19 protein-coding genes and 1 tRNA gene are annotated in these 23566 nt (G+C 61.0%); 18 read left to right on the forward strand and 2 right to left on the reverse strand.

What is annotated here, in order from left to right:
* The first annotated feature begins 107 nt into the window (after positions 1-107).
* The 11 genes from ACP7EE_RS00150 (at position 108) to pgaD (ending at position 14258) form a co-directional block, all read left to right on the forward strand.
* Positions 108-536, forward strand: coding sequence for a MarR family winged helix-turn-helix transcriptional regulator (locus tag ACP7EE_RS00150; RefSeq protein WP_426232671.1), 429 nt, complete (start codon positions 108-110; stop codon positions 534-536).
* Entirely contained in the window at positions 533-2605 is a 2073-nt protein-coding gene (locus ACP7EE_RS00155) for an FUSC family protein (protein WP_426232673.1), read from the forward strand. Before ACP7EE_RS00150 ends, ACP7EE_RS00155 begins: the two co-directional genes overlap by 4 nt.
* Positions 2602-2811 (forward strand): DUF1656 domain-containing protein, encoded by a 210-nt coding sequence (locus tag ACP7EE_RS00160; RefSeq protein ID WP_420651023.1) that lies wholly within the window; start codon positions 2602-2604, stop codon positions 2809-2811. Before ACP7EE_RS00155 ends, ACP7EE_RS00160 begins: the two co-directional genes overlap by 4 nt.
* Positions 2808-3707, forward strand: a complete 900-nt coding sequence (locus tag ACP7EE_RS00165; protein ID WP_426232675.1) for an efflux RND transporter periplasmic adaptor subunit — start codon at positions 2808-2810, stop codon at positions 3705-3707. The genes ACP7EE_RS00160 and ACP7EE_RS00165 overlap by 4 nt, the downstream gene beginning before the upstream one ends.
* Positions 3704-5143 (forward strand): efflux transporter outer membrane subunit, encoded by a 1440-nt coding sequence (locus ACP7EE_RS00170; protein WP_426232677.1) that lies wholly within the window; start codon positions 3704-3706, stop codon positions 5141-5143. Before ACP7EE_RS00165 ends, ACP7EE_RS00170 begins: the two co-directional genes overlap by 4 nt.
* A gap of 92 nt (positions 5144-5235) precedes the next feature.
* Positions 5236-5871 carry an NADH:ubiquinone oxidoreductase subunit N gene (locus ACP7EE_RS00175; RefSeq protein WP_426202153.1) on the forward strand — a complete coding sequence of 212 codons (636 nt, stop codon included), beginning with the start codon at positions 5236-5238 and terminating at the stop codon, positions 5869-5871.
* 247 nt (positions 5872-6118) lie between these two features.
* Entirely contained in the window at positions 6119-7624 is a 1506-nt protein-coding gene (locus ACP7EE_RS00180; RefSeq protein ID WP_426232679.1) for a YdgA family protein, read from the forward strand.
* Between the two features lie 259 nt (positions 7625-7883).
* Entirely contained in the window at positions 7884-10364 is a 2481-nt protein-coding gene (pgaA, locus tag ACP7EE_RS00185) for a poly-beta-1,6 N-acetyl-D-glucosamine export porin PgaA (RefSeq protein WP_426232681.1), read from the forward strand.
* Between the two features lie 12 nt (positions 10365-10376).
* On the forward strand, positions 10377-12374 hold the full coding sequence (gene pgaB, locus ACP7EE_RS00190) for a poly-beta-1,6-N-acetyl-D-glucosamine N-deacetylase PgaB (protein ID WP_426232683.1): 1998 nt from the start codon (positions 10377-10379) through the stop codon (positions 12372-12374).
* Position 12375: 1 nt separating this feature from the next.
* On the forward strand, positions 12376-13725 hold the full coding sequence (pgaC, locus tag ACP7EE_RS00195) for a poly-beta-1,6-N-acetyl-D-glucosamine synthase (protein WP_420651030.1): 1350 nt from the start codon (positions 12376-12378) through the stop codon (positions 13723-13725).
* Positions 13725-14258, forward strand: coding sequence for a poly-beta-1,6-N-acetyl-D-glucosamine biosynthesis protein PgaD (gene pgaD / locus ACP7EE_RS00200; RefSeq protein WP_426232685.1), 534 nt, complete (start codon positions 13725-13727; stop codon positions 14256-14258). Before pgaC ends, pgaD begins: the two co-directional genes overlap by 1 nt.
* Here the strand turns inward: pgaD and ACP7EE_RS00205 are convergent.
* Positions 14251-15780, reverse strand: coding sequence for an FAD-dependent oxidoreductase (locus ACP7EE_RS00205; protein WP_426232687.1), 1530 nt, complete (start codon positions 15778-15780; stop codon positions 14251-14253). The two genes, pgaD and ACP7EE_RS00205, sit on opposite strands and share 8 nt — an antisense overlap.
* Before the next feature lie 138 nt (positions 15781-15918).
* On the opposite strand from ACP7EE_RS00205, the gene ACP7EE_RS00210 reads away from it, so the two are divergent.
* The 5 genes from ACP7EE_RS00210 to ACP7EE_RS00230 all read left to right on the forward strand — a co-directional run bounded on the left by ACP7EE_RS00210 (position 15919) and on the right by ACP7EE_RS00230 (position 19755).
* Positions 15919-16479, forward strand: coding sequence for a YbhB/YbcL family Raf kinase inhibitor-like protein (locus ACP7EE_RS00210; protein WP_426232689.1), 561 nt, complete (start codon positions 15919-15921; stop codon positions 16477-16479).
* Between the two features lie 87 nt (positions 16480-16566).
* A complete protein-coding gene (locus ACP7EE_RS00215; protein ID WP_426232691.1) occupies positions 16567-18258 on the forward strand; it encodes a vWA domain-containing protein in 1692 nt (563 codons plus the stop codon).
* A gap of 29 nt (positions 18259-18287) precedes the next feature.
* Positions 18288-18869 carry an RNA polymerase sigma factor gene (locus ACP7EE_RS00220; RefSeq protein ID WP_426233406.1) on the forward strand — a complete coding sequence of 194 codons (582 nt, stop codon included), beginning with the start codon at positions 18288-18290 and terminating at the stop codon, positions 18867-18869.
* Entirely contained in the window at positions 18866-19462 is a 597-nt protein-coding gene (locus ACP7EE_RS00225; protein ID WP_426232693.1) for a hypothetical protein, read from the forward strand. The genes ACP7EE_RS00220 and ACP7EE_RS00225 overlap by 4 nt, the downstream gene beginning before the upstream one ends.
* Before the next feature lie 20 nt (positions 19463-19482).
* The gene (locus ACP7EE_RS00230) at positions 19483-19755 is read left to right on the forward strand and encodes a hypothetical protein (RefSeq protein WP_426232695.1); all 273 of its coding nucleotides are present in this window, start codon (positions 19483-19485) and stop codon (positions 19753-19755) included.
* 456 nt (positions 19756-20211) lie between these two features.
* On the opposite strand, the gene ACP7EE_RS00235 is transcribed toward ACP7EE_RS00230, so the two are convergent.
* Positions 20212-20288, reverse strand: a tRNA-Arg gene (locus tag ACP7EE_RS00235).
* A 351-nt stretch (positions 20289-20639) separates the two neighbouring features.
* Here ACP7EE_RS00235 and gabD point away from each other — a divergent pair.
* A complete protein-coding gene (gene gabD / locus ACP7EE_RS00240) occupies positions 20640-22082 on the forward strand; it encodes an NADP-dependent succinate-semialdehyde dehydrogenase (RefSeq protein WP_420646692.1) in 1443 nt (480 codons plus the stop codon).
* Positions 22083-22266: 184 nt separating this feature from the next.
* On the forward strand, positions 22267-23544 hold the full coding sequence (gene gabT, locus ACP7EE_RS00245; protein WP_420646693.1) for a 4-aminobutyrate--2-oxoglutarate transaminase: 1278 nt from the start codon (positions 22267-22269) through the stop codon (positions 23542-23544).
* Positions 23545-23566: the final 22 nt, after the last annotated feature.

A 23566-nucleotide genomic window follows, 5' to 3' on the forward strand; every position in this document is an offset into this window, starting at 1 on the left:
AATTTGTTTCAAAACTTGACTGAAAATCCCCTCCAATGCCATATTGATAGTTAGCAAACTAACAGTGTGTGTTTTTCCTCGTGCCGAATTCCCTCGACGCTCTCCAGATGAACATCAGCAGTGCCATGGTGGTGGCCGCCAGGCATTGGCGGAAGATCTGCCAGACCACGCTGGTCAATTACGGAATCTCCGAAGCCTGCGCCGTGCCGTTGTTGATGATCGGGCGTTTGGGCGAAGGCGTGCGCCAGGTTCAAGTGGCGCAGGCAGCCGGGATGGAAAGTCCTTCGCTGGTGCGTTTACTCGATCAGTTGTGTCATGCCGGTTTTGTCTGCCGTACCGAAGATGCGCAGGATCGCCGCGCCAAATGCCTGAGCCTGACCGACACCGGCCGCGAGCTGGTGCAAGCGGTGGAGATTGAACTGGTGCGTCTGCGCCATGAAGTTCTCGAAGGCATCGACCAGCGCGATCTGGAAGCTACGCTTCGGGTACTCAAAGCCTTTGAGGCGGCCAACCCGCCATCGGTGCTCAATCCGTGAAAGGTTTTTTCACCGGCATGCCCCCGGCACGCGACTGGTTCTACGGCGTGCGTACCTTCGCTGCCTCGATGATCGCGTTGTACATCGCCATGTTGATGCAGATGCCGCGTCCGTATTGGGCGATGGCCACGGTGTACATCGTCTCCAGCCCGTTTGTCGGGCCGACCAGCTCCAAAGCGCTGTACCGCGCGGTGGGGACTTTTCTCGGCGCCGCAGCGGCAGTTTTTTTCGTGCCGATGTTCGTGCAGAGCCCGTACGTGCTGGTGGTGGTAATCGCGTTGTGGACCGGGATTCTGTTGTTCCTGTCCCTGCATTTGCGCACCGCCAACAGCTATGCGCTGATGCTCGCCGGGTACACCTTGCCGCTGATCGCCCTGCCGGTTGTGGATAACCCGCTGGCGGTGTGGGACGTGGCCGAGGCGCGTACCGAAGAGATTTTTCTCGGCATCGCCGTTGCCGCAGTGGTCGGCGCGATGTTCTGGCCACGCCGCTTGGCGCCGGTGTTCAACGATGCGGTGAGCAAGTGGTTCGCCGACGCGTCGACCTACAGCCAGCGCTTCCTCAGCCGCAATGTGCAGCCAGAAGAAATCACCGCGCTGCGCATGGCCATGGTCGGCAGTTTCAACAGCCTCGAATTGATGATCGGCCAGTTGCCCCATGAAGGCGCCCGTCCGCAAACCGTGCGCAATACCAAGGAATTGCGCGGGCGAATGATCCATCTGCTGCCAGTGATCGACGCCCTCGAAGATGCGCTGTACGCACTGGAGCGGCGCACGCCGGAGCTGGTCGACAAATTCGCGCCGTTGCTCGCCGCGACCAATGAATGGCTTGCCCACAAAGACGCTGATCTCAAGCGCTGGCAAGCCCTGAAAGATCAACTCGAAGCCGAGCAACCGAGCGCGGCGGCACTGGAAGATCGCAAACAATTGCTGTTTTCCAACGCGCTGTATCGGCTCGGTGAATTTATCGATCTGTGGCAAGACTGCCGCAGTTTGCAAGACGCGATTCTGTGTGACCGCCAGGACAACTGGCGCGCGGTATACCGCCACTGGCGCCTTGGCCGACTGTCGCCGTTCCTCGACCGTGGGCTGATGTTGTACTCGGTGGCTTCGACCATTCTGGCGATCATCGTCGCCTCGGTACTGTGGATTCTGCTCGGCTGGACCGACGGCGGCAGCGCGGTGATTCTGGCGGCGGTGGCGTGCAGTTTCTTTGCCTCGATGGACGACCCGGCGCCGCAGATTTACCGGTTCTTTTTCTGGACCGGGATGTCGGTACTGTTCGCCAGTCTGTATCTGTTTCTGGTCCTGCCGAACCTGCATGACTTCCCGATGCTGGTGCTGGCGTTTGCCGTGCCGTTCATTTGCGTTGGTACGCTGACGGTGCAGCCGCGCTTCTATCTCGGCATGCTGCTGACGCTGGTCAACACCTCGTCGTTCATCAGTATTCAGGGCGCTTACGACGCGGACTTTTTCGCTTTCGCCAACTCCAACCTGGCTGGCCCGGTTGGCTTGCTGTTCGCGTTTATCTGGACGCTGATCGCGCGACCGTTCGGTGCTGAGCTGGCGGCCAAGCGCCTGACGCGTTTCAGCTGGAGAGATATCGTCAGCATGACCGAGCCGGCCAACCTCGCCGAGCACCGGCATTTGGGCGTGCAAATGCTCGATCGTCTGATGCAGCACCTGCCACGGCTGGCGATTACCGGTCAGGACACCGGCATCGCCATGCGCGAAGTGCGGGTCGGACTCAACCTGCTCGACTTGCTCGCCTACACCCCGCGAGTGACCGGCGTACCGCGCCCACTGTTGCAGCAAGTGGTGGCCGAGGTCGGCGAATACTTCAGGGCTTGTCTCAAGGCTGGCGAACGCTTGGCGGCGCCGAGCGCATTGCTGATGACCATGGATCGCACACGCCGTGCGCTCAATGGCCACGGCGATGACGAAACCCGCCTGCACCTGCTGCACGCCCTGAGCGGCTTGCGTCTGGCGCTGTTGCCCGGCGTTGAATTTGTCGGCAGCAGCGATGCCGAAGAACCGCTGCCCCATGGCATTGACGGAGCCCCCCTATGATCGGTGATCTGGATGTCAGCGGCATTTTCCTGCCGACCCTGCTGATCCTGATGGGCATCACGTATGTCCTGTTTCTGCTGGTGCACGCCGTGCTCACGCGCCTGCACTTCTACCGTCTGGTCTGGCACCGGGCATTGTTCAACGTGGCTCTCTACGCCGTAATGCTCGGCGTCGTGGACTCACTCAGTCGATACCTGATGACATGAAAAAACCGTTTCTGACTATTGGTCGCGTGGTCCTGACCCTGCTGATCGTGACGTTCGCCGTGGTCATGGTGTGGCGCATGGTGATGTATTACATGTTCGCGCCCTGGACTCGCGACGGGCACATTCGCGCCGACATCGTGCAGATTGCGCCGGACGTTTCCGGTCTGATCCAGCAGGTCGAAGTGAAGGACAACCAGCTAGTGAAGCGCGGCCAGGTGCTGTTCAGCATCGACCAGGACCGCTTCAAACTGGCCCTGCGTCAGGCTAAAGCCGCAGTCGCCGACCGCGAAGAAACCCTCGCCCAGGCGCAACGCGAAGCCAAGCGTAACCGTGGCCTGGGCAATCTGGTGCCGGCCGAACAGCTGGAAGAAAGTCAGTCGCGGGTGGCGCGTGCGCAATCGGCACTGGCCGAAGCACTGGTGACCGTGGACAGCGCGCAGCTCAACCTTGACCGCTCGGTAATCCGCAGCCCGGTGGATGGTTACGTCAACGACCGCGCGCCGCGCACGCAGGAATTCGTCACCGCCGGGCGTCCGGTGTTGTCGGTGGTCGACAGCAACTCCTTTCATATCGATGGCTATTTCGAAGAAACCAAACTCGACGGTATCCACGTCGGCCAGTCGGTGGACATCCGCGTGATTGGCGACCGTGCGCGGTTGCGCGGGCATGTCGAAAGCATCGTCGCCGGCATCGAAGACCGCGACCGCAGCAGCGGCAGCAACCTGTTGCCGAACGTCAATCCGGCCTTTAGCTGGGTGCGGCTGGCGCAGCGGATTCCGGTGCGGATTGCCTTCGACGAAGTGCCGGCAGATTTCCGCATGATCGCCGGACGTACCGCCACCGTGTCGATCATCGACGATCAGCCGCACGATCAACACCAGGAGCCTGCAAAATGAGCAAAGCCCTGATGATCGCCGGGTTGGGCGTGTTGCTCTCGGCCTGTCAGGTGGTAGGGCCGGACTATCATTTGCCGGACGAGGCCGCGGTGCATCGCGCGGATTTTCAGGGCGATCTGGCGAGTGACAAGAATGTGCTGTCGGCGCCGGTGCCAAGCGACTGGTGGCGGTTGTATCAGGATCCGCGTCTGGATCAATTGGTCCAGCAGGCGATGGCGTCCAACACCGATCTGCGCGTGGCGGCGGCGAACCTGTCGAAAGCCCGCGCTCAGGTCGATGAGGCGCAAGCGGCGGGTGGCTGGAGCGGCGGCGTGAAGCTGGGCGCCCAGCGTTTGCAGGAGTCCGGCGAAGCCTTCCTGTTGCCGGAAAAGGTGCCGGTGGGCAACGTCGGTGATATCGGCATCACTACTTCTTATCAATTCGATTTGTTCGGCGTACTGCAGCGCGGGATCGAGGGCGCCAAGGCCAACGCCGATGCGACTCAGGCTGCTGCGGATACTGCGCGCATCACCGTAGTCGGCGACGTGGTGCGTGCTTACACCCAAGTCTGCGCGGCCAATGAAGAACGCGAAATTGCCGAGCACTCGCTTGATCTGCAAGCGCAGAGTACAAGCCTGACCCAGCGCCTGCGCGATGCCGGGCGCGGCGATGAAACTCAAGTCACTCGCTCGCAGACCCAGTTCAAATCGCTGCGCGCCGAGCTGCCGCGTTACGAAGCAGCGCGTCAGGCCGGACTGTTCCGCTTGTCGATGCTGCTGGCCAAACCGGTCGATCAACTGCCGGCCGGTACCCGCGATTGCGCCGAGTTGCCGAAGATCACGCAATTGCTGCCGGTCGGCGACGGCGCCACGCTGCTCAAACGTCGCCCGGACGTGCGTCAGGCCGAACGTCGGCTGGCCGCTGCCACCGCCGGGATCGGCGTCGCTACCGGCGAGTTGTACCCGGACATCAGCATTGGCGCGACGGTCGGCACCGTTGGTTTGCTGGAAAACCTGGGCAAGCCGTCCGCCAACCGTTGGGGCTTCGGCCCGTTGCTGACCTGGACTGTGCCGTCCAACGGCTCCCGCGCGCGGATTCGTGAAGCGGAGGCATCGACCCAAGGCGCGCTAGCGCATTTCGACGGCGTGGTGCTCAACGCCATCCGCGAGACCCAGACCGGTCTGGCCCAGTACAGCGCCTTGCTCCAGCGCCGCGATGCGTTGGCCGATGCCGAGCAGTCGGCGCAACTGGCCGCTGATCAGACGCACCGTTTTTTCCAGGCCGGTCGCGCGTCGTTCCTCGCCGACCTGCAAGCGACCCGCACTTATACCGACGTCACCGCGCAACTGGCTGCGGCCAACACTCAGGTTGCGATGAGCCAGATCGATTTGTTCCTCGCCCTCGGCGGCGGATGGGAAAGCGGACGAACGCAAGCTTCAAGCGCCAGCAAACCCTGACGCCGCGTCTATGCTTTGAAGTGTTGGAGGGGCGCCCCGTGCAAAGCGCCGTTCCAGCGCCCATTGCTTGCGTGGGTCCAGGGGAAACAATAATGAAAAACCCTTACGCTCTCGGCTTCTGGTGCGCCATCGTCGCGCTGGTGCTGCTTTCGGCCGCCTATTTCTACGGCATCATGCTCGCCCATCAGCTCGACAAGGCGATGATCTTCCTCGACAGCGCGGTGGCGCTGATCGGTGTCATGTCCATCGTCGTGGTCGCCTGGGCCTCGGTTCAGGTGCAGCGCACCAAGAAACGCCAACTCGAACAGGGCAAGACCCTGGTGCTGATCTGGGATACCAAAGTCGCGCTGCGCCGGGTCGAAACCGTATTCGACCGATATTTCTGGGGTAGTTACTGGCAGCCCGGACGTACGTTTGCCGAAGTCATGGGCGAACTCACCGGCACGCCGCTGGAAAAAAGCCTCGAAGCGCTGAAAAAGCAGTGTCTGGAACTCGACAAGCAGATTGACGAGGAAGGCTGGCACTGGCTGAACAATGCGCGTGAGCTTTCCGACGTCGCCACGGCCATGGCCCGCGAGCGCTATCAACTCGACTTCTGCGACCCGCGCAGCGACGGGCCAAACGGCGCGGTGATTGATCGGGATTTTGAAGTGCTGGTGTACACCTGGACTGCGCGGCTCAAAAGCTTTGATCATCAACTCGATGAGATCGAAGTCCAGTACTCCTGACCTTTTAAAAGATCGCAGCCTGCGGCAGCTCCTACACTGGAATGCGTTCCTCTGTAGGAGCTGCCGCAGGCTGCGATCTTTTTGCTTTTCTGTGGTCCATAGACACTCTTTAACCTTTAAACATTCGGTCACCCCGCGTGGCCAGTGCTAATCTCCACCGCTAAATTCAGCGGAGTCGAGCCGCGACCCGGATACGGGTTCAGGGAAGACGACCACACTTTCAGCCACGGAATCGATCAGGTCATTCATGAATAAATCAGCAGGCGTGCTTCTCGGAATTGTTGTTGCCATTGGCGCGATCAGCGCAGGCGGGGCCTGGTACACCGGGACCAAAATCGAAGGCGTACTGAACAATGCCGTCGTCGATGCCAATAAGGAGCTGCAAAGCGCCATGGCCGGCTCCAACGGCACGGTGGCGATGGAGCTGGTATCGCTGGAACGCGGCACCTTCAGCAGCACCGCGCACTACCGCCTCAAGGGCGAGGGCGAAATGTTCGGCGAGGCGCCGGTCGAGTTGCTGTTCGTCGACCATATCGAACACGGCCCGCTGCCGTTCTCGCGTCTGGTATCGCTGAAATGGCTGCCGGTCATGGCCACCAGTCACTACGAGCTGGAAAAGACCCCGACCACTGAAAAATGGTTCGCCGCCGCCAACGGTGCTGCGCCGCTCAAGGGTGTGGTCAACATCGGTTACGACCAGTCGACTACCGGCAACCTGGAACTGCTGCCGCTGGAAACCGCGCTGGATGACAAGTCGAGCCTGAAATTCTCCGGCCTGAACATGGACATCTCCGCCAGTGCCCAGGCGCAGAAGGTCAAAGCCGAAGGCTACATGGACAGCTTCAAGCTGACCTCGGTCGCTGAAGACCAGACGCCGGTACAGATCGAACTCAATGGCCTGACGCTGGCCAGCAACCTCGCCAAGAGCAGCTACGGCTACTACACCGGCTCCAACACTCTGGAACTGACCAGCAGCAAAACCACCTTCGGCGCCAAGCAATCGGTGTTGGGCGTGAAGAACTTCGAGATGAAGAACCTCACCGAAGAAAAGGGCACCAGCGCTTCCGGCCGTGCTGACTACAAAATTGGCGAAGTAACACTCAACGAAAAGAAAATCGGTGAGGCCAAACTGGCCATGAGCCTGAAGAACCTCGACATTCCGTCGGCCATGTCGCTGATGCAGGTTTATCAGACCAAACTGCAGCCGTACGAGAAAGCCGCTGCCGAGGCAACCGCCGCCGGTCTGCCGGCTCCAGAGCTGAAACTGACCCCGGCCGAAGAAACCCAGGTCAAGGCTGACCTGCAAAAGCTATTGGCCGCCGGCCCGCAACTGGCGCTGGAAAACTTCTCGCTGAAAACCGCCAACGGCGAGAGCCGCGCGACCATGGTCATCGACCTGACCAAACCAGCGTCGATGGATCTGCCGCCGGATCAACTGACCAGACAGCTGATCGCGCTGCTCGACATCAATGTGCAGGTGTCCAAGCCGATGATGGTCGATCTGCTCAGCGTGCAGGCGCAAGTTGACGGTCAGACCGACCCTAAAACCATTGTCGAGCAGGCCACCGCCACCGCCGACATGTTCGCCGGCATGGCAGTTGGTACGCAGTTGGCGACCCTGGACGGCACTAACGTGTCGACCAAGCTGCATTACGCCGCCAATCAGGTGGAATTCAACGGCCAGAAAATGACCGTCGAGCAGTTTGTCAGCTTCCTGATGAGCAAGTTTGCTGGCGTTACTCAGCAACAGTAACCCCACGGGTTACCTCGAAAAGCCCGGCCTCTGCGCGTAGCAGATGCCGGGCTTTTTGCTGTCTGGCGTTCGGGTTCTGGCCAGCGCTGACAGCCAATCCGTCATGAATCTGAACAATTATTGCGTTGTGAATGTTGACCTGCTCTTGCGTGCAAGACTGGCTGGATAAGCTTGGCCGTGGGCGACTGCTACGGCCTCCGTTACGAATTTGGGCAAGGGGCGCATCGCGACCCGGCTGGCCATGTAAGGATGCTGACGAATGCCGCGTAATGATGGTCCTGTATTACATCGTGGTTTACGCCCTTTGTTTCGAGTCGCGCTGTGCAGCCAGTTGCTCTGGCCGGCCTTTGCGTTCGCCGACACGCCGTACGATCAGCTGGTGCTCGATGCGCGGGCCGGGCAGTTCACGCCTGCGCTGAGCGTGCTGCGGCAAGTGCCGCCGGGCCAGTCGAGCACCGGGCAGATCAGCGATCACCTGCAAATCGCCAGTTGGGCCGGGCTCGATGCCGAAGTGGTCAAGGTCTACGAGACCGAGGGCCGCGATCGGGTGTTGCCGGTGCAGGCACTGACTGCCACCGCACGCGCCTATCGCAACCTCAAGCGCTGGGATCAGGCGACGCAGCTCTACAACAAGGCCTTGGCGCTGGAGCCGGATAATGCCGATCTGCAACTCGGTCTGGCGCTGACTCAAGCCGACTCTGGCAAACCTGACGAGGCCGTAACGCGCGCCAAAGCGCTGGTCGCCGCCAAACCTGATAATCCGTCCCGGCGCCTCGCGCTCGGCTACGCCTTGAGCCGCGCCGGCAAGCAATACGATGCGCTGTTTGAATACGATCAGGCGTTCATCCGCGCCGGCAGCAAGCCCGAGGTCGCCCGTGAATACGTGGTCGCGCTGCAAAAGGCGCGTTTGCCGGAGCCGGCGCTACGTCTGGCCAACAAACGGCCAGGGCTGCTTGATCCGGTAACCCTGCGTCGTCTCGAAGGTGATCTGGCTGCCGAACGCGTACGCCTCGCCGAACTCGCCACGCGCAGTGAAAAAGAACGCTACGTGATCGCCGACCGTGCATTGGCCGACTACGACAAATTGCTCGCGACCTGGACGCCGGATGCTACTGCTCGCGAAGACGTGACGCGCTGGCGCATCGACCGCATGGGCGCGCTCAAGGCCCGCGCACGAACTGCAGGCGTCATCAACGAATACCAGAAGCTGCAAGCTGAAGGCGTACAGATTCCGACCTATGCCTTGCGCTGGGTGGCCGCTGCGTATCTCGATCAGCGCGAACCGGAAATCGCCACCGACCTCTATCGCCAAGTGCTCTCGGCCCCCGACGCCGACGTCGGCGATCGCCTCGAAGACAGCACCGCGTTGTACTACGCGCTGCTGGAAAGCGACCGCGCCGATGAAGCGCGCAAAGTCGCCGAAGATCTGGCCAAGACCCAGCGGCCACGCGTCGAACTCAAAGGCTTGCCGGTCGGCAATCCTAACGACGAATGGATGGACGCCCAGCAGCTCGCGGCGCAGGCCGGCACCTACGGTTCCGACTTGCCCCACGGCGAAGAACGCTTGCAGACGCTGGTCGACCAGGCACCGGGCAATATCGGCCTGCGTCTGGCCCAGGCAGATTTGTATCTGGCCCGCGAGTGGCCGCGCCGCGCGGAAAACCAGCTCAAGGAAACCGAGAGCATGGCGCCGCGCGACACGGGACTCGAAGTCGCGCAAGCGCGCACCGCCATGCAGTTGCAGGAATGGCGGCAGATGGATGCGCTGACTGACGACGTGGTTGCGCGTTTCCCGGACAACCGCCAAGTGCAGCGGCTGGCCCGCGAGCGTGAAGTGCATGACATGTCCGAGCTGCGCGTCGAGGCTTACGGTGGCAAGGCTTACGGCGGTGATAGCGGCGATACCGGCGCGGTCACCGGCAGCAAGGATTTCGGGATCGAAAGCACCTTGTACAGCCCGCCAATCAATGAAGACTGGCGCGTCTTCGCCGGCGCCGGCTACGCCACCGGTGACTTTGCCGAAGGCACCGGCCATCACCGCTTCCAGCGTGTTGGTCTGGAGCGCCGCACCCGCGACATGACCCTCGAAGCCGAAGTATCCAACCACTCCTACGGTTTCGGCGACAAGCAGGGCGCGCGCCTGGCGATCGCCCGCGACATCAACGACCACTGGCAATACGGCGGCAGTCTCGAATACCTGTCGGCGCAAACGCCTCTGCGCGCGCTCAACAGCGATATCACCGCCAACGGCGGCAGTGGTTTCATCCGCTGGCGCGCCAACGAAAGCCGTGAGTGGCGACTGTCGGTCAGCCCGTCGCACTTCAGCGACGGCAACAACCGCGTCGAAGCTTTGCTGACTGGCCGGGAAGGTATTTACAGCGCGCCCAACGTGCAGGTCGATGCCGGTCTGGAAGTCGCCACCAGCCACAACTCCAAGTCAGACGACGTGCCGTACTTCAACCCGAAGTCGGACTTCAGCGTGATGCCGTTGCTCAACGTCAACCACGTGCTCTACCACCGCTACGAAACTGCCTGGAGCCAGCAATTCCAGCTCGGCGCCGGTACTTACAGTCAGCGCGATCACGGCACCGGCGGCATGGCACTGGTCGGCTACGGCCAGCGCTACGCCTGGAACGACGTGTTCGAGGTGGGCGGCATGTTGAGCGCGATCAACCGGCCTTACGACGGTGATCGGGAAACCGATCTGCGTCTGCTCGTCGACCTCACTTTCCGCTTCTAGAAGAGTTTGAAGATGCCTTTTATCTCGCGTTTCATCCTTTTGCTGGGAGCGCTGGTGGTCAGCGCCTGCGCCCAGCAAGCTCCGGCGTTCACGCCTCCGTCCGAACGCCCGGTCGCGGCCAACGAAAAACCGTGGCCGAAAAACCACGTGCTCGGCATTGCCTACCATGACGTTGAAGATCGCGATCCCGATCAGGCCGTGGTGGCGGTGCGCACCGAGCGCATGATCGAGCAGCTCGCCTGGCTGCGCGAGAACAACTATCAGCCGGTGACGGTCGATCAGATCATGGCCGCACGCAAGGGCGGGCCGCAGCTGCCGCCGCGCGCCATTCTGCTGAGTTTCGACGACGGTTATTCGAGCTTCTATACCCGTGTTCTGCCGGTGTTGCGCGCCTACAACTGGCCCGCGCTGCTGGCGCCGGTCGGCAGCTGGATCGACACCCCGCTGAATCAACCGGTGGATTTCGCCGGCACCCCGCGTCAGCGGTCGGACTTCCTGACCTGGGAGCAGGTCCGCGAAATTTCAAAATCGGGGCTGGTGGAAATCGCCGCCCACACCGACGCCAACCACAAAGGCGTGCTGGCCAACCCGCAGGGCAACCTGCAACCGGCCGCCGCGACCCGCCAATACAACGCGGTCACCAAGCAATATGAAACCGAGGCCGAATTCAAGGCGCGCATTCGCAAAGACGTAGCGGCGATCTCGGAAAAAATCCGCAAGGTCACCGGCAGCAAACCGCGCGTGTGGGTCTGGCCTTACGGCGCGGCGGACGGCACTTCGCTGACGGTGGTCGGCGAGCAGGGCTACGAAATGGCCCTGACGCTCGACGACGGTCTCGACGCCCTCGACAACCTGATGAGCAGTCCGCGCTTCCTCGTGGCGTCCGACCCGGATGGCGAACACTTCGCCAACAGCATCGTCGGCGTGCAGTCTGAAGCGCCAATGCGCGTGGTGCATGTCGATCTGGACAACGTCTACGACCCGGACCCGGCACAGCAGGACATCAACCTCGGCAAACTTGTGCAGCGCATGGCCGACATGGGCGCCAACACGGTGTTTCTGCAAGCCTTTGGCGATCCTAAAGGCGATGGTCTGGTGCACTCGTTGTACTTTCCCAACCGTCACTTGCCGGTGCGCGCCGACATCTTTGATCGTGTCGCCTGGCAACTGCGCACCCGTGCGCATGTGAAGGTCTTTGCGTGGATGCCGGTACTGAGTTTTGCCCTCGATGCAAAACTGCCACGGGTCACCCGTTGGGATCCGCAGACCGGCAGCACTTCGGTCGATCCGCAGCAGTACAAACGTCTGTCGCCGTTCGATCCCGAAGTCCGGCGGATCATCGGCGAAATCTACGAAGACCTCGCGCGGCTGACATCGGTCGATGGCGTGCTTTATCACGACGATGCGGTGCTTTCGGACTTCGAAGACGCCAGCCCGCAAGCGCTCAAGGTCTACGCCGCCAACGGATTGCCCGGCTCGATCAGCGCCTTGCGCGATGATCCGGCGGCGATGCAGCGCTGGACGCGTTTCAAGAGTCGCTACCTGATCGACTTCACCAAAGAACTGACTGCCAAGGTGCGGGCGATTCGCGGTCCGCAGGTGCAGACCGCGCGCAATATTTTCGCCGAGCCGATGCTCAATCCCGAGAGCGAAGCGTGGTTCGCGCAGAACCTCGACGATTTCCTCGCGACCTACGACTGGACGGCGCCGATGGCCATGCCGCTCATGGAAAAACAAACCCATGCGCAATCCAATCCCTGGCTCGAAGAGCTGGTGGCAACGGTCAAGGCGCGCCCGGGTGCGCTGAACCGTACGGTGTTCGAATTGCAGGCGCGCGACTGGACGAAAAAGGATCAGGCCGACATCGACGGCCAGCTATTGGCCGACTGGATGAGCACGCTCAAGCGTCAGGGCGCGACCAGTTTCGGTTACTACCCGGATAACTTCCTCGAGAACCTGCCGGACCTCAAAGCCGTGCGGCCTGCACTCTCCAATAAATGGAATCCATAACATGCTGGATAGACTGTTAGCCCTGCTTGTTCTGGCGCTCGTCCTCGGCGTGCCGCTGGGGCTGATCTTCCTGGTCACCGGGCAGTTCCTGATGGACTTCGTGTTCTTCTACCCGCTGTTCATGTCCGGGCTGTGGATCGCCGGCGGCCTGTATTTCTGGCTGCATTGGGAACGCCATTGGCCGTGGAAGGACGACACCCTGCCGCCGCCACTGGCTGGCGAACCGCTGATCTCGATCCTGATTCCGTGCTACAACGAAGGCGACAACGCCGCCGACACCATCCACGCGGCGCTGGCCCAGCATTACCCGAACATCGAAGTCATCGCGATCAACGACGGTTCCAAGGACAACACCGCCGAAGTGCTCGATGCACTGGCCAAGGAAGACCCGCGTTTGCGCGTCCTGCATCTGGCGGAAAACCAGGGCAAGGCTGTTGCGCTGCGGATGGGTGCGATTGCCGCGCGCAGCGAGTATCTGGTGTGCATCGACGGTGATGCACTGCTGGCGCCGAACACCGCTGCCTATCTGGTGGCGCCGATGCTCGACAACGCGCGGCTGGGTGCAGTGACAGGCAACCCACGGATTCGCACCCGATCGACATTGGTCGGACGGGTGCAGGTCGGCGAATTTTCTTCGATCATCGGTTTGATCAAGCGTACACAGCGAGTGTTCGGGCGAATCTTCACCGTGTCCGGAGTGATCGTCGCGTTCCGCCGCAGCGCGTTGCACCGGGTCGGCTACTGGAGCCCGGACATGATCACCGAAGACATCGACATCAGCTGGAAGCTGCAACTCGACCACTGGAGCATCTTCTACGAGCCGCGCGCGCTGTGCTGGATCTTGATGCCGGAAACTCTCGGCGGCTTGTGGAAGCAGCGCTTGCGCTGGGCTCAGGGCGGCGCCGAGGTGCTGTTCAAGAACATTCGCGGGATCTGGCAGTACCGCCATCGTTACCTGTGGCCGCTGCTGTTCGAATACTGCCTGTCGACGGGTTGGGCCTTCACCTTCCTGCTGTCGGTGATCTTCTGGGGCGTCGGCAAATTCGTGGTCATGCCTGAAGCCATCGCCGTCGATCACCTGATGCCGCCGGCATTTACCGGGTTGCTGCTGGCCTTCGTCTGCCTGGTGCAATTCGCGGTCAGCATCATCATCGACCGCCGCTACGAACCGGGTTTGGGCAAGACCATGTTCTGGGTGGTCTGGTACCCGATTGCGTTCTGGCTGGTCAGTTTGCTCACCACCTTGGTCAGCTTCCCCAAGGTGCTGTTCGGCCAACATCAGAAACGTGCCCGTTGGGTCAGCCCCGACCGTGGCATCAAACCGCTGAACGATGAAGAGGAGGTTCTCTAATGAAAATCATCCGGACCCGCCAACGGCCGTTTCTGGTTGTGATCGATGCGGTCTTCACCGTGCTCGCGTGGATCGGCCTGCTCTATCTGTTGGTAAGCGGTTTGTGGCCATTGATTGAAACCCGTGAGGGCGGCCCACGGCTGGACAACCCGGCGTTTGATGCGCTGGGCACTCTGCAGATTTACCTATGGGTGGCGCTGGTCAACGCGCTGATCCTGATCGGTTGGGCGCGTTATCAACAGCGCAAAAGCCGTAGCTTCGCTCAGCGCCGTTTACCTTCACCGGTGGTTGACGATGCGGGATTGAGCAAAAGCTTCAAGCTCTGTGGCGACCGCTTGCAGCAGCTTCGCGGCCAAGGCGTGATGACCATTCACAACGACCAGGAAGGTGACGTCAGCCATGTGGTGCCGCATTTCTGGCCGGTGCATCAGCAGGAACTGCCGGCACCGCTGGCTCCGCAGGAGCATCCACGGGTGATCTTTTTGCACGCCGAGGACGATGACAACCGCGAGGCGGTGAACCGTATCACCTGATCTCGCGAATCAGCCGCCACGCGTCCTCCATCGACAACGGCTGCTTCATGCGCTCGGCGAGTAAAGCCATCGCCCGTTGTTCTTCACAGGCCACGGCGGCCACGACGATGCCGTGCTCGCCGAACAGTCCGATGAAGGGCGGCTGTTGCGGTTCGCCGACGAATTCGACGGTGTCCCAGCGCTCGGCATGCCCGAGATAGTCGTAGTTCTTGCCGAAATGCCAGGTCCAGAAATACGGCACGTCGAGGTAATGTTCCTCGCCGCCGAGCATGTTCGCCGCAGCGATCCGCCCGTGCTGTTGCGCCAGTCGCCAGTGTTCTATGCGTTGCGCTTGGCCGCTGAGCGGGAAGGTGGCGATGTCGCCGATGGCCCACAGACCATCGGCGACACGCATGCCGTCATCGACGCGCAGCGATTGATCGTCCTCGCGCGTCAGTGAGGCGAACGCCGCGGTCGCCGGTTTGACGCCGATTCCCGCCACCACCAGATCCGCCGACAAGCGCAGGCCATTGTCCAGCAGCACCGCTTCGACCTTGCCGTCGCCGACAATCTCGGTGGCCGCATGCTCGGTAATGAATTTCACGCCGTTGGCTTCATGCAGCGCGCGGATCGCTTGGCCGACCGCTTCGCCGAATTGCGCCGCGAAGGGAATCGCGTGGCGCGCCAGCACCGTCACTTCGAGCCCGTATTGGCGCAGCGCCGAAGCACATTCCAGGGCGATAAAACTGTCGCCGATAATCACTGCGCGCTGCTCGGGTTTAGCGCTGTTGATGATGCTTTCAGCCTGGGCTTTGGAGCGCAGAACAAATACTTGCGGCAGGTCTGCACCCGGCAGCTCCAGCGGATTTGGCGTGGCGCCGGTGGCCAGCACCGCTGCGTGATAATGCAGTACCCGGCCATCTTGCAGATGCAAGGTTTTCGCCTCGGCATCCAGTGCGCTGACTTCACCCTGAAGCCGGTTGATGCGCTGTTCGCGATAAAAATCTGCGTCGCGCAACGGCGGTATTTCCTCGGGCGGCATCTCCCCGGCGAGGACAAATTTGCTCAACACCGTGCGGTCGTAACCGGCGTCGGCTTCGCGGTCGATCATCACGATTCGCCCGCCGAAACCTTTTTCGCGCAACGCTGCCGCACACGCGGTGCCGGCTGCGCCTGCGCCGACGATCACAAAGGTGCGCGGATCATCCTCGGGCGGCGTGTGCGGGTCTGGCAGCGGCTGGTCATCGACCCATACCTCATCTCCCCGCAGTTCCAGCGGATAGCGCTTGAGACTGTCGAGTGCCGGCGGTTCGCACAATGCGCCGTCTTCAACGCGAAACGCAGCCTTGTGCCACGGGCAGATCAGTCGCCCATTGCACAGCGCACCTTCGGCCAATGGTGCCCCGGCATGCGGGCACTCGCCTTGAAATGCGCGCAATTGCCCGGCCGTGCGCAGCAGAACGATTTTGCAGTCACCGATCTGCACTTGCAGACCGCGCTCATCAGGCACATCGGTCAAACGGGCAACAAGGTGCAGGGACATGATCGCGCTCCATGGGCTGTCTCTCATACGAGTTAGGTCTGGAACACGAGGTTCAGCCATTTGCCACTGCCAAGGTACGAACGGTACGGCTATAGTTTGCAAGCCGACGACGGCCCAACCGCACAAGGTGCTCCCGGAATGACCCGATTGACCTCTCTCAACCCTTGGCTGGCGGCCGTTGCTGTCGCCCTTTGCGTGCAGTTTCCGGCGCAGGCCCAGGAGCGCTTCACCCTGAGCATTCCGGGTGTTTCGGATAACCGTCTGTTCACCTCGGCGGCGGCCAGCGATGCCAGCGGCTGCGGCGGCAAGAACCAGTCGCCGGCCCTGAGCTGGAACGCCGGACCCGCGGGCACCCAAAGCTACGCCATCGTGATGCACGATCCGGACGGCCAGAAAGGCCTGGGCGTTGATCACTGGATTCATTACGGCATCAAATCGACCACCCGACAGATTGCCGCCGGGGTAGGCGCCAAATCCGCGCTCGAAGGCGTTGGCGGCACAAACAGCAAAGGCAATACGCACTATATGGGGCCGTGCCCGCCGGTGGGCGACAGCGCGCACCATTACATCATTCAGATTTACGCACTGGATCTCGCTCCTGATGCCTTGCCTGCCGGTCTGACCCGCGCCGAGCTGATGGAAAAGATCAAAGGCCACGTGCTGCGCAACAGCAGTGCGGTGCGGCGTTATCACCGCTGAAGTTTTTTTCAGCGCGTTTAACCCGAACTGAAAGGGCTGCCCGTCTCACAGGATGAATGGATCAATTTCCTCCTGAGGTCAGCCCCCATGTCCCTTTCCCTGCCTTTGTCTTCGTTGCGACCTGTCGCCCTCGGTGTGCTGCTGGCGATCGCCGGGTGCGGCGTTTCTTCCAATCCTGACTCCGCCGTTGTGACGCCTGCGGCTCAGCCTGAATCTGCAGTGCAACACGAAGCGTTGCAGGCTGACGGCGCGCTGGCCAAACGCAGCGTGCGTGCGGCGCCAATGGCCAGTTTTGCGCCGATGCCGGCCGGTGAAAGTTATCCACAGGGCTATCGTGACGAACAGCGCGAGCAGTATCAGGCGCTGGTTGATAACCCGATCCACAGCGTTGCCGAAACCCCGGTTTCGACCTTCAGCGCCGACGTCGACACCGGCGCTTACGCCAACGTCCGGCGCCTGCTCAATCAGGGGCGCCTGCCACCGGAAGGCGCGGTGCGGCTGGAAGAAATGGTCAACTATTTCCCCTACAACTACGCGCTGCCCAGCGATGGCTCGCCGTTCGGCGTGACCACCGAACTGGCCGCCGCGCCATGGAATCCGCACACACGCTTGCTGCGCATCGGCATCAAAGCCTCCGACCGCGCCGTGGCGGAACTGGCCCCGGCCAACCTGGTGTTTCTGGTGGACGTCTCTGGTTCGATGGATCGCCGTGAGGGATTGCCGATGGTCAAAAGCACCCTGAAATTGTTGGTCGATCAGCTGCGCGAGCAGGATCGCGTGTCGCTGGTGGTGTATGCCGGCGAATCGCGAGTGGTGCTGGAGCCGACCTCCGGACGCGATAAAGCCAAAATTCGCACAGCTATCGAGCAATTGACTGCGGGCGGTTCGACCGCTGGCGCTTCCGGCATCGAACTGGCCTATCAGATGGCGCAACAGGCATTTATCCCCAAGGGCATCAACCGCATCCTGCTGGCCACCGACGGTGACTTCAACGTTGGCGTCAGCGACTTCGACAGCCTCAAACAAATGGCTGTGGATAAACGCAAAACCGGGATCTCCCTGACGACTCTGGGTTTCGGTGTGGATAACTACAATGAACACTTGATGGAACAACTGGCCGACGCTGGCGATGGCAACTACGCCTACATCGACAACCTGCGCGAGGCGCGCAAAGTGCTGGTGGATCAGCTCGGTTCGACTCTCGCGGTGGTGGCGAAAAACGTCAAGTTGCAGGTTGAGTTCAACCCGGCGCAAGTCAGCGAATATCGTCTGCTGGGTTACGAAAACCGCGCGCTGAAGCGTGAGGATTTCAGCAATGACAAAGTCGATGCCGGTGAAATCGGCGCAGGACATACGGTGACTGCGTTGTATGAAATTGTTCCGGTGGGTGAGAAGGGTTGGCTGGAGCCGCTGCGCTACGGGAAATCGGGGTCGTCGGTTGCTGACCAGAGTGGAGAATTGGCGATGCTGCGTGTGCGTTATCAACAGCCTGACGGTGGGAAAAGTCTGCTGATCGAACGGCCAATCGCCAATCAGGTCACGCCGGCCAGTGAGGATTTACGCTTCGCCGCCGCGGTCGCCGCGTTTTCCCAGCAGCTCAAGGATGGTCGCTACACCGGCGAATTCAGCCTGCAAGATACCGAAGCTTTAGCGCGCGGCGCCCGTGGTGATGACCGCTTCGGCCTGCGCAGCGAGTTCGTGCAGATGGTGGAGCTGGCGCAGAGCTTACGGACTACCATCGCATCGAGCCCGACTGACACTGAACGACGGATTGAATAGTGAGCCGATTGAAAGGTTTCATCACCCAGCTGTTTGCCTCCGCAGACAGCCCGGAGGCCAGCAGTGACGAATCGCTGCTGGCGCGGTACCGCGAGGGCGACGGTGCGGCGTTCGAAATCTTGTACGCCCGGCACCGTCAAAGCCTGTACCGTTTTCTGCTGGGCTTGAGCGGTAAGTCTGAACTCGCCGATGAAGTGTTCCAGGAAACCTGGCTCAGCCTGATCCGCAGTAACAGTCAGCCACAAGGTCGAGCGACATTTCGTACATGGTTGTTCCAGATTGCCCGCAATCGCCTGATTGATCACTGGCGCAAACACGGCGCTCATCAACCGCTGCACGACAGCTACGACGAACAGACCCACGCCATCAGCGACGACGCCAGCGACCCCGAGCAACTCTTGTCCCTCAGCCGTGACAGCCAACGTTTGGAGAGCGCCCTGCAAACCCTGCCCGCCGACCAGCGCGAAGTATTTCTGCTGCGCGCCCATGGCGACCTCGACCTGGTGCAAATCGCCAGCCTCACCGAAACACCGCTGGAAACCGTGAAAAGCCGCTTGCGCTACGCCCAGCAAAAACTGCGCCGGCTGCTGGCCGAGGAGGTACTGACATGACTGACGCCCGCCAGACACCCGAAGAACAACTGCTCAAGCATGTTCGTGAGCAGCACGACGCTGAGCCGCCGGCGCAGCTTGATGCGTTTATTCTTAATGCGGCCCTGCGCCAAGTTCCGGCACCGAAGTCTAATCTGTGGCAGCGCTGGCTTCAGGCTTGCCGCAAGCCGCGCTATCAAGTGGCGTTCGCCAGCCTGGTCGGCGTGGCGCTGATGCTGTCGCTGGTGCAGCGCGCGCCGGAATCCGTACCCCAATACGATTTCGCCCCGGCCGCCAAACCCGCCGCGCCAATGGCTCGTGAAGAAGCCCGCTCACTCGCGGCTCCGGCGGGCGCCATGTCCGCCCCCGCACCGAGGGCGGAAATGGCTGCAACAATGCAAAGCGAATCGATCAGCGCCGACACGGCGGACGAAGCCAAAGTCGCCAAGCGCGCCGCCGCCCCGGTCAACAGTCTCGACGAGCAACTGCGCGAAGTCCTGCGCCTGCGCGAATCCGGCCAGTCGCAAGCCGCCGACACACTGCTCAACAACCTGCACAAACGCTATCCAAACGTCGATCTCGACCTGCGATTGAAAGAAATCCGCAAAAACTGACCTTTCAATCCTCCAGCCATTTGGCATTGCCCCGCAAAAACGCGCACTATCGGGACATTGCCGATGCGCTGGAGACCACCGTGGCACCAAAAATCGACCGCATCGCCCAACTCCTCAACTGCCCCAGGAAGGGCGACGAAATGCGCCGCGCGATCACCGAGACGCGTAAGGAATTTCTGCTGAACCAGCCGGAAGAAGATGTGCTTGAGGAAGAGGACGTCTTTGAGGAGGAGGTTGGGGAGGATGAAGAGGACGACGATGATTATGATGAGTTTGATTGGACGACGGAATGAATAAGGCCTCTTCAGGATTTGGCCGAGACGTAGTTGATTCAGGCAGTCGTTCGCAGGACGCAGTAATTCGTGAATGCTTTGCCGCCTCTCGTGAAGACCCACGGTCTTCGATACCCGCTGAAACAGTGTTCTCTGAGCTTGATGCGCTCATTAACGAGATCGAGTTAAAGCAGGATGGCGTCTGAGTTCGATGGGCTCAAAGCAAGCGCGGAAGTCATATCGCTCATTTTGAAACCTGCGCGGGCCAACGGAAGCTAATATGTGAGTGGGCGTTTCGTCAGATTGAAGCCAAATGCTCAACGCGTATGTTCGGCTCTACACGGCCCCTGTCGGTTGATGAGCCTAGGCGCTGAGATCGCTTAAGGATTTTGTATTGATGAGATTTCTTCGATCACCAAATCTCAGACACAAAAAAGCCCCAGACCTGACGGTCTGAGGCTTTTTCGTTTCTATCTATGGTGCACCAGGCGGGATTCGAACCCACGACCCCTGCCTTCGGAGGGCAGTACTCTATCCAGCTGAGCTACTGGTGCAGCGGGCGCCATGATACGCATATGCATTGCGGGCGTCCATGCTGCTGAATCGTCTGTGTTTTTTGAAGCTGTAACGGGCGTTTGCTACGTTGATCGGGAAAAATGCGTGAATGCGGCGTTTTTGTTCTTTTTTTCGAACGTCCTATTGTCCTTTAACCCCTTTGAACCTAGGATTCGTTTGAGATTTCAAACGCTCCTTGTCTGGATGCTGAGCCGCACGCGTTGCCAGTCGTGCGCTATATACGTGCTTCAGCCCGGTGAATGATTTCCCTGACGGCAGCCTTGCGAGGCGCCTTTCTACAATCATAATTTTGCTCCGCGCCCGTCGCGGTGCTGTTAAGGAAAGCCGACATGCAGCTTAAAGACACCCAGTTGTTCCGCCAGCAAGCCTTCATCGATGGCGCTTGGGTCGATGCGGACAACGGTCAGACGATCAAGGTCAACAACCCGGCCACCGGGGAAATTCTCGGCACCGTGCCGAAGATGGGCGCTGCCGAAACTCGTCGTGCCATTGAAGCCGCTGACAAGGCGCTGCCGGCCTGGCGTGCACTTACCGCCAAGGACCGCGCGAACAAGCTGCGGCGCTGGTTCGAACTGATCATCGAGAACCAGGACGACCTCGCGCGCCTGATGACCCTCGAGCAAGGCAAGCCACTGGCCGAAGCCAAGGGCGAAATCGTTTACGCCGCTTCGTTCATCGAGTGGTTCGCCGAAGAAGCCAAGCGCATCTACGGTGACGTGATTCCGGGCCACCAGCCAGACAAGCGCCTGATCGTGATCAAGCAGCCAATCGGCGTGACCGCAGCCATCACCCCGTGGAACTTCCCGGCGGCGATGATCACCCGTAAAGCCGGCCCGGCCCTGGCCGCCGGTTGCACCATGGTGCTCAAGCCTGCTTCGCAAACCCCATTCTCTGCATTCGCTCTGGCCGAACTGGCCCAGCGCGCCGGTATTCCTGCCGGTGTGTTCAGCGTGGTGTCCGGCAGCGCCGGCGACATCGGCAGCGAGCTGACCAGCAACCCGATCGTGCGTAAATTGTCCTTCACCGGCTCGACCGAAATCGGCCGTCAGCTGATGGCCGAATGCGCCAAGGACATCAAGAAAGTCTCGCTGGAACTGGGCGGCAACGCGCCGTTCATCGTGTTCGACGACGCGGATCTGGATAAGGCCGTAGAAGGCGCGATCATTTCCAAATACCGCAACAACGGCCAGACCTGCGTCTGCGCCAACCGTCTGTACATTCAGGATTCGGTGTACGACGCGTTCGCCGAGAAACTCAAAGTCGCAGTCGCCAAACTGAAGATCGGCAACGGTCTGGAAGACGGCACCACCACTGGTCCGCTGATCGACGAGAAAGCCGTGGCCAAGGTGCAAGAACACATTGCTGACGCGATCAGCAAAGGCGCGACCGTGCTGGCCGGCGGCAAGGTCATCGAGGGCAACTTCTTCGAGCCGACCATTCTCACCAACGTGCCAAAAAATGCTGCCGTGGCCAAGGAAGAAACCTTCGGCCCACTGGCGCCGCTGTTCCGCTTCAAAGACGAAGCCGAAGTGATCGCGATGTCTAACGACACCGAGTTCGGGCTGGCGTCGTACTTTTATGCGCGTGACCTGGGCCGTGTGTTCCGTGTGGCTGAAGCGCTGGAATACGGCATGGTCGGCGTCAACACCGGGCTGATCTCCAACGAAGTCGCGCCGTTCGGCGGCATCAAGGCCTCGGGCCTGGGCCGTGAAGGCTCCAAGTACGGCATCGAAGATTATCTGGAAATCAAATACCTCTGCCTGGGCATCTAACCCCGGTCAGAGAACGTTTCAAGCGCGAAGGGCACGAGAGCGCTGTCCCTTTGCGCCGCTGCAACCGCAATTTCTCTGCGGCCGGGAACGCCGTGGCAGTCGATCATCGCATGCTGCCGCCGCTGATTCCCCGCTGCTTCATCCTTGAACCACGCCGCCCGATGAGCGGCGAATGAGGACTGTAATGAGCAAGACTAACGCTGAACTGATGGCCCGCCGTACCGCAGCTGTTCCACGTGGTGTAGGCCAGATTCACCCGATCTTCGCCGAGTCCGCGAAGAACGCTACCGTGACTGACGTTGAAGGTCGCGAGTTCATCGACTTCGCCGGCGGTATCGCTGTGTTGAACACCGGTCACCTGCACCCGAAAATCATCGCTGCCGTGACCGAGCAACTGAACAAGCTGACTCACACCTGCTTCCAGGTTCTGGCCTACGAGCCGTACGTGGAACTGTGCGAGAAAGTGAACGCCAAAGTGCCGGGCGATTTCGCCAAGAAAACCTTGCTGGTCACCACCGGTTCCGAAGCCGTTGAGAACGCCGTGAAAATCGCCCGTGCCGCCACTGGCCGCGCTGGCGTGATCGCGTTCACCGGCGCTTACCACGGTCGCACCATGATGACTCTGGGCCTGACCGGTAAAGTCGTGCCGTACTCGGCCGGCATGGGTCTGATGCCGGGCGGCATCTTCCGCGCGCTGTACCCGAACGAACTGCACGGTGTGAGCACTGACGATTCGATCGCCAGCATCGAACGCATTTTCAAGAACGACGCGGAGCCGAAAGACATCGCCGCGATCATCATCGAGCCGGTTCAGGGCGAAGGTGGTTTCTACGTCGCGCCGAAAGACTTCATGAAGCGCCTGCGCGCGCTGTGCGACCAGCACGGCATCCTGTTGATCGCTGACGAAGTACAAACCGGCGCTGGCCGTACCGGTACCTTCTTCGCCATGGAACAGATGGGCGTTGCTGCCGACCTGACCACTTTCGCCAAATCCATCGCTGGCGGCTTCCCGCTGGCCGGTGTGTGCGGCAAGGCCGAATACATGGACGCCATCGCGCCAGGTGGCTTGGGCGGCACTTACGCCGGTAGCCCGATCGCTTGCGCCGCTGCTCTGGCCGTGATGGAAGTGTTCGAAGAAGAAAACCTGCTGGATCGCTGCAAAGCGGTCGGCGAGCGTCTGGTGACTGGCCTGAAGGCGATTCAAGCCAAGTACCCGGTAATCGGCGAAGTCCGTGCACTGGGCGCGATGATCGCGGTCGAGCTGTTCGAAAACGGCGACAGCCACAAACCGAATGCTGCTGCCGTGGCATCGGTTGTGGCCAAAGCTCGCGACAAGGGCCTGATCCTGCTGTCCTGCGGCACTTACGGCAACGTTCTGCGTGTACTCGTACCGCTGACCTCGCCGGACGAGCAACTGGACAAAGGTCTGGCGATCATCGAAGAATGCTTCTCGGAGCTGTAATCCGCAGCACCGTGTGATCGGA

The sequence above is a fragment of the Pseudomonas sp. TWP3-2 genome (assembly GCF_049897765.1).
Lineage (GTDB): Bacteria > Pseudomonadota > Gammaproteobacteria > Pseudomonadales > Pseudomonadaceae > Aquipseudomonas.